6 protein-coding genes are annotated in these 5,505 nt (G+C 70.4%); 3 read left to right on the forward strand and 3 right to left on the reverse strand.

What is annotated here, in order from left to right:
- Positions 1-811 (reverse strand): response regulator transcription factor (locus tag JS521_RS37180; RefSeq protein ID WP_275564178.1); only part of this gene is annotated, 811 nt, incomplete at its 3' end.
- Between the two features lie 132 nt (positions 812-943).
- Positions 944-1,672, reverse strand: coding sequence for a response regulator transcription factor (locus JS521_RS09855; RefSeq protein WP_205082333.1), 729 nt, complete (start codon positions 1,670-1,672; stop codon positions 944-946).
- 290 nt (positions 1,673-1,962) lie between these two features.
- Between JS521_RS09855 and dhaL the strand changes: the two genes are divergently transcribed.
- On the forward strand, positions 1,963-2,658 hold the full coding sequence (gene dhaL, locus JS521_RS09860; protein WP_205082365.1) for a dihydroxyacetone kinase subunit DhaL: 696 nt from the start codon (positions 1,963-1,965) through the stop codon (positions 2,656-2,658).
- 56 nt (positions 2,659-2,714) lie between these two features.
- Here the strand turns inward: dhaL and JS521_RS09865 are convergent, their stop codons facing one another.
- Complete coding sequence (locus tag JS521_RS09865) at positions 2,715-3,248, reverse strand: CGNR zinc finger domain-containing protein (protein ID WP_205082334.1); 534 nt, start codon at positions 3,246-3,248, stop codon at positions 2,715-2,717.
- A gap of 99 nt (positions 3,249-3,347) precedes the next feature.
- On the opposite strand from JS521_RS09865, the gene JS521_RS09870 reads away from it, so the two are divergent.
- Positions 3,348-4,253, forward strand: a complete 906-nt coding sequence (locus tag JS521_RS09870) for a DMT family transporter (RefSeq protein WP_205082335.1) — start codon at positions 3,348-3,350, stop codon at positions 4,251-4,253.
- A 112-nt stretch (positions 4,254-4,365) separates the two neighbouring features.
- Positions 4,366-5,370, forward strand: coding sequence for a type I glyceraldehyde-3-phosphate dehydrogenase (gene gap, locus JS521_RS09875; protein ID WP_205082336.1), 1,005 nt, complete (start codon positions 4,366-4,368; stop codon positions 5,368-5,370).
- Positions 5,371-5,505: the final 135 nt, after the last annotated feature.

Here is a 5,505-nt window from a genome sequence, read left to right on the forward strand (position 1 = left end):
TCTGTCGTGGCTGTGGTGTGCGGGTGGTGGTTGTGGGTGCTTGTTTTTGGGGGGGGGGGGGGGGGGGGCGCGGCCCCCCCCCCCCCCCCCCCCCCCCCCCCCCCCCCCCCCCCCGGGCCATGAACTCCCGTACGGCCAGGACGGCCTGGACTCGGTTGCGGGCACCGAGCTTGGTCAGGGCGTTGGACACATGGCTCTTCACCGTGGTCGGCGAGATCAGCAGCTGGTCGGCCACCTCGGACGTGGTCCGGCTCTCGGCGAGCAGCCACAGGACCTGGCGCTCACGCGGGGACAGCGACTCGACCAGCCGCGTCATGGGCGGCTCGCCGGGCCGTTCCCGCGTCACCGACGCGTCCCATCCCGCCTCGCGTCGCATCATGCGCCGGTGGATCTGCGGCGAGATCACCGAGAGCCCGGCGTGCACGGCCCGGACCGCTCCCACCAGGTTCGGCATCGCGGCCTCCTTCAGCAGGCACCCCGTGACGCCCGCCGCCAGCGCGGAGTCCAGCAGCCGGCCGGACCAGCTGCTGCTGACGAGCAGGACGCGCTTGCCGTGACGCGCGGTCAGTTCGGCGACGAACCCGGGGATCTCCTGGCCGGGGCCGATGGAGACGATGACGGCCTCCGCGTGTGCGGCCATGCCGACCGCGTCGTCGCCCTCCGGGTCGTCCGCGGAGACGACCTCCATCTGGTCGTCACGTTCGAGGATCGCGGTCAGGACGTGGCGCGATATCGGATCCTGTTCGATCAGCAGGACCCTCGTCCTGAGCCCTGTGCTGCGTTCACGCTCGATCAACTCGATGCCGGACATGGCGGCCTCCCCCTAGGTCGTACTGCCAGGGGTTCCGCCCCCGGCAGAGTTCGAGCACGCTGCGATCATCCATGCGCGGCCGGACCCCGTCATCCGCCGATGGACGAGGAGGGGAAGGGGCGCTGTTCGCCGTCAGCCGGCCATGGCGGACCGGGGGCAGCCCAGCACCGTCTCCGCGGCGCGTTCGCACGAGCGCTGGAACAGCAGAACGGCTTCCAGGCGGTTGCGGGCGCCCAGCTTGGTCAGGAGGTGGGAGACATGGCTCTTGACCGTCGCCGGGGAGACGCGCAGCCGGGCCGCGGTCTCGGCTGTCGACATGCCCTCGGCCAGATTCCTCAGCACCTCCTGCTCACGGGAGGTGAGCGTGGGCAGCAGCTCCTCGGCCCCGTCGGCCTGGGAGCCCGAAGGGACGGGCGGCCGCTGCACGTAGAGGGCGCGCAACTCCGGGGAGAGGACGGTGTGTCCGGAGGCGACCGCACGGACGGCGGCCACGACTCCGGCCGGCCCGAGGTCCTTCGCCAGGCAGCCGGTGGCGCCGGCCGCGAAGGCGGCGTCGAGACGGTACTTGTTCCAGTCGGCGCCGATGAGCAGCACGCGCACCTCGCGCGAGGCCAGGAGCCGCACCCGGCCCATGGTGCTCTCGTGTGGGCCGGACACCAGCACCACTACATCGGACCCGCCCAAGGGCCACTGGTTCAGGGGCTGTTGGCTGCTGACGTCGGCCGCTACATCGAGGTGCGCCGATCTGCGCAGGACACGGGTGAGGACATGGCGCGATGCCGGGTCGCCGTCCGCCACCAGGACCCGCACCTTTTCGTCGGCGGGTCGGCCGGCGCCGAAGAGATCACGCTCCAGAGACATGGGTACGCCCTTCGCGAGGATGCTCGGTTGACGGACGGGAGCCTAGTTCTCGGAATGACGTTCAGCAATGATGAATAGTGTTCAGGCGCATGCAGGCTCGCACTTCGCATGCCGGCTTTTCTGTAGATCCTGGCTGAAAACTGTCGGAGAGCGCCCGGATCTCATCCCTGAGGACTGTTTGGCTTTCTCTTTACTCAGCGGCCCGTTGTTCGCGCGGGAATGACGCACTAAAGTGAATGACCGGTCTAATTCCGGCCATTCACATGAGCATCCCGCGGTGTCGCTTGACAATGTGGTCGAGGGGCGGCGTTCCCCCACCACCGTCGCAAGTGAAGGAAAACCGTGTGGACAGATCGCTTGCCCTATCCTGGCTTCTGGCTTTCGAAGAAGCGGCCCTTGCAGAGAAAGACCATCTGACCACTCTGGACTCCGCGATAGGCGACGGGGATCACGGAGTCAACCTCCACAGAGGACTCTCCCGCGTTCGCCGATGGCTGGAATCGGGCGAAATTCCGGATTCTCCCGGCGAAGTGCTGCGGGAATCAGGAGCGCTGATCAGAGCTCATGTCGGAGGGGCCTCCGGAGTGCTGTACGGCGGCGCCTTCTCCGCGATGGGAACCGCGCTGCCGACGGCCGGGGCCGACGCCGCGCAGTTCGGGGACGCGCTCACGGCCGGGCTCGACGCGATCGTCCGGCTGGGCGCCGCGGCGCCGGGCGACAAGACGATGGTGGACGCCTTCACCCCGGCGCTGACGGCCTTCCGTACCGTCCGGGCCGGGAATTTCGGCGCGGCGGCGTCGGCAGCGGCGTCGGGCGCCGCGGCCGGCGCCTGGTCCACGATCCCCATGCAGGCACGCAAGGGGCGGGCGTCCTACCTCGGGCATCGCAGCGTCGGGCACATGGACCCGGGCGCCGCGTCCACCACGCTCCTCTTCCGGTCGCTGGCCCGGGTGGCGGTCCCGGCTTCCGCCAGGACCTCCCGGTGAAGCCGGCGCGCGTACGGAAAGACGGCCCGCGCGCCCGGCGGCCTCACCGGGACCGATCAGGCGTGGCGCGCGCGGTACATGGCCGCCTTGGCCCGATTGCCGCACCGGGTCATGTCGCACCACCGCCGCGAGCCGCGGTGCGAGCGGTCGACGTAGAGCCGTGTGCAGCGCGGCGCCGAGCACTCCTTCACCGGGTGGGCCGACTGGAGGAGCAGTTCCACGGCGTCCCGGGCCACCACTGAGAGGGCGGCGTCGACCCCCCCGTGGCGCTTCACCGCACCGTCCGGCAGGAGTTCGACGCGGGCCGGGCCGGGGGCCGCGGCGAGGTTCACCACGGCGCAGTCCTCCGGGGCGTACGGAGAGCCGGAGGTCGAGGCGAGGAACAGGCGGTAGACGGCTTCACGCAGACCCACCGCCGCTTCCAGGTCGGCGTGCGTCGCCGCCGGCGGGTCGTCGAGGACCCCCGAGGCGGCGCACCAGGCGGAGAGATCGGCCGATGCGGTCAGGAGGTCCAGCGGGGCATCGCGTCGGGCCTGCACCGTTCCGACGAAGTCAAGGGCCACGCTGCCGCTGACAAATGCGAAGTTCATGCCGCCAGGGTAACCACATTGACTGGTTGATCCAAGGCTCTGTAGGGTTCCAGCGAACCTGTCTGTACGGTTACTTTTCCTGTGGGAGGCGTCTCCGCCATGCAACGCGACGATCTCAGGACTGCTCCGGCGGAGCAGCCCACCGCCGCCCCGCCGCCGCCCTGGGCCACAGCGGCGGTCCCGGCCGTCTTCGTGGTCCTGTGGAGCAGCGCGTTCATCGCGGCCGTGCTCGGCACCGACGCGGCACCGCCCCTCCTGCTGACGTTCGCCCGCTTCGCGGTCGCCGGCGTCCTGCTCGCGGTGATCGCCGGGGTGAGCAGGTCGCCCTGGCCCCGGGGGCGGCTGCTCCTGCATGTCGTCGTCGTCGGCCTGCTGATGCAGGCGGTGCAGTTCGGCGCCTTCTACACCGCCATCGGCGCGGGACTGCCCGGTGGCGTCGTGGCGCTGATCCAGGGGTTCAACCCCGTGCTGATCGCTCTGCTGGCCGGCATGTTCCTGGGCGAGAAGATCACCGGGCGGCAGTGGCTGGGCTTCGTCGTCGGTGGCGCCGGGGTGCTGCTCGCGGTCGGCGGAGCGCTGCACTTCTCCGTCAGCGCGATCGTGCTGTCCTTCATCGGACTCCTCGGGCTGAGCGTGGGCACCGTCTATCAGAAGCGGTTCACCCCGGGAGCAGACGTCCGCAGCAGTACGGCCGTGCACTTCCTCGCCAGCGCCCCGGTGATGGGAATCCTGACCCTGACGCTGGAGGATCCCGAGGTCACCGACTGGGGCGCGTTCGGCGGATCGCTGGCCTGGATCGTCCTCATCAATTCCGTGGGGACGTTCCTGCTGCTCAATTTCATGCTCAAGAAGCAGGCCGCGAACCGGGTGGGCACGCTCTTCTTCCTCACCCCCGCCGTCACCGCCCTGCTCGCCTGGCTGATCATCGGCCAGACGCTCAGCCTTTCCGCGATCTTCGGGCTGGTTCTCGGTGGTGTCGGAGTTCTGCTCGCGGCACGCAAATAGAACCGGCCGCTTCTCCGGATCCGGCTGCTTCCCGGAATTCTGTCTCGATTTCGAATCCCGCACGATGCGTCCGGTCATGACGCATTCGGCCACAGAGAGAAAAGAGAAAGACATGAGCACCAAGGTCGCCATCAACGGGTTCGGCCGCATCGGCCGCGGATTCCTGCGAGCCGCGCTCACCGGGGGAACCGACCTCGACGTGGTGGCGGTGAACGACCTCACGGACGCGGCGACGCTCGCGCATCTGCTCTCCTACGACAGCACGATGGGCCGGCTCGACGCCCAGGTCGAGGCCGACGGCGACTCCCTGGTCATCGACGGCCGGAAGATCGCGGTCCACGCGGAGCGCGACCCGGGCAAGCTGCCCTGGGGCGAGCTGGGGGTCGACGTCGTGGTCGAGTCCACCGGCATCTTCACCGATGGCACCAAGGCCAGGGCGCACATCGAGGCCGGCGCGCGGAAGGTCCTCATCTCGGCCCCCGCGACGAACGAGGACATCACCCTCGCGTACGGCATCAACCACCAGGACTACGACCCGGCGACCCACCACATCGTCTCCAACGCCTCGTGCACCACGAACTGCCTGGCGCCTCTCGCCAAGGTGCTGCACGAGGGAGTCGGCCTGGAACACGGCCTGATGACCACCGTGCACGCGTACACGCAGGACCAGAACCTGCAGGACGGGCCGCACAAGGACCCGCGGCGGGCCCGTTCGGCCGCCCTCAACATCGTGCCCACGTCGACCGGCGCGGCCAAGGCCATCGGCGCCGTGCTGCCCGAGCTGAACGGCAGGCTGGCGGGTCTGTCCCTGCGCGTGCCGGTCCCGGTCGGGTCGCTCACCGACCTGTCGGCGTACGTCTCCCGGCCGACGACCGCCGAAGAGATCAACGGGCTGTTCGCCGACGCGGCGGCCGGTCCGCTGGCCGGCGTCCTGCGCCACACGGACGCCCCCCTGGTCTCCACCGACATCGTCGGCGACCCCGCGTCCTGCATCTTCGACTCGAAGCTGACGACGGTCACCGGCGACGGACGCCACGTCAAGATCTTCGGCTGGTACGACAACGAGTCCGGCTTCTCGCACCGGCTGGTCGACGTCGCACGCCTGCTGGGTTCCTGAGGCACGGACCGTGCGGGCAGCGCCCCCCCCCCCCGGCGGGGGGGGCCCGCCCCGGGCCGGGGGGGGGGGGGGGCCCCGGGCGGGGGGGGGGGGGGGGGGGGCGGGGGCGGGGCCCGGCCGCGCCCGCCCCCCCCC

It is taken from the genome of Streptomyces durocortorensis (assembly GCF_016901035.1).
Classification (GTDB): domain Bacteria; phylum Actinomycetota; class Actinomycetes; order Streptomycetales; family Streptomycetaceae; genus Streptomyces; species Streptomyces durocortorensis.

Coding starts and splice junctions, on each gene's coding strand:
- JS521_RS09855 (WP_205082333.1), bottom strand. CDS start 1,672: ATGTCTCTGGAGCGTGATCTCTTCGGCGCCGGCCGACCCGCCGACGAA.
- dhaL (WP_205082365.1), top strand. CDS start 1,963: ATGTGGTCGAGGGGCGGCGTTCCCCCACCACCGTCGCAAGTGAAGGAA.
- JS521_RS09865 (WP_205082334.1), bottom strand. CDS start 3,248: ATGAACTTCGCATTTGTCAGCGGCAGCGTGGCCCTTGACTTCGTCGGA.
- JS521_RS09870 (WP_205082335.1), top strand. CDS start 3,348: ATGCAACGCGACGATCTCAGGACTGCTCCGGCGGAGCAGCCCACCGCC.
- gap (WP_205082336.1), top strand. CDS start 4,366: ATGAGCACCAAGGTCGCCATCAACGGGTTCGGCCGCATCGGCCGCGGA.